Origin of the sequence: Prevotella sp. AM23-5 (genome assembly GCF_003473645.1) — a bacterium.
Classification (GTDB): domain Bacteria; phylum Bacteroidota; class Bacteroidia; order Bacteroidales; family Bacteroidaceae; genus Prevotella; species Prevotella copri_A.
Window position 1 is genome coordinate 1 of the sequence record NZ_QUCG01000172.1, and the last position, 1161, is coordinate 1161.

At 39.4% G+C, this 1161-nt stretch carries 1 pseudogene; it reads left to right on the forward strand.

Annotated elements, in window-relative coordinates:
• Nucleotides 1-1004 (forward strand): annotated as a pseudogene (locus tag DW657_RS18065) (hypothetical protein); the annotation flags it as partial.
• Between the last annotated feature and the right edge of the window lie 157 nt (nt 1005-1161).

Below are 1161 nucleotides of genomic sequence, written 5' to 3' on the forward strand. Positions count from 1 at the left end.
AGTCGGTGCTGGGAGAATCAAGTAATGATTTGGCTACTCTTTGCAAGTCCGCCAAGATAAATATGTGGGCAAAATACAAACCAACATGTTACCCTTCACCATTTCCCGATGATTGGTATAGGGCTAGGGACGGGAACTATGGAATTTCTGTTCCAAACTATAACACTCTAGAGTCTTTGTACAATGCTTATTTTATAGATGGTGACGAAAATCACGATAACGGATATTCGTATGAGAGACCTTCGGGAGGAAGCGCAGAGCCTTATCGCTTGGGTGATTTTAGAGGATACAATAGTAAAGCTACTAGTCCAATTTTTGGTTTTAGTGCTACAGTAAGGACTACATCCAATAGCGGTGTGTCGGGGTCTTGTGGATTCCGCAGACCGTCCGTAGGTGAAGATGATAGAGTTAACCTAGAAGATATTGGTATAACGAAAGATTGTTATTTCGGCTTCGCTCTGTTCAAAAAAGGGAAACCTGTTTATTTTAGGACGGAATCAAACACTGTAAGCAATGGTAATTTTCAGGTGCAAATCGGTGGAAATGGTTCTAATTTAGCTACAGGAACTTACGTTGCCATTCCTTTTCTTTCCACTGCTAAGTATGACACTAGTAACAGACCTAATTTTGTAGCAGGAAGTTGGTATCCGATTCCTACAGCAGTGCCAAACGATGTGATAATAGAAACAACTCAGAACGCTTATTTGCGAGACTTGAAGTTAAGTTATTACCCGTCAACCAAAGAGGTTAAATTGAAGAATGTTGGTTCTACGACATATAAAAGAATCTATATTGATATTAGGTTCTCTACAAGTACTCAAATGACTGCTTTCCAATTTGGCGAGTATAGGGCTGTAGCCAACAAAGATATTGCACCTAATGAGATTATCACAGTTGATATAGGTAGATATGCCTTACTAGAAGGGAAAAGTTATAAAGCTATGCTTTACGCAGCAAATACGTTTGTTGACCAGATACTCTTGCCATCTAATTCGGAAATGTAAGGCTAAGGTGTTAGGTTATTCCGATTAAACACTGTTGAGATTGGGATGGAAGCAAATGGTGCTGAGTTGTTTGGTGGTAGTCTATATTATCATCGTGGTGTGCCAGGATGGACGAAGATATAAGTTGGTATAATAATTCCTCTTATATCCTTGCATA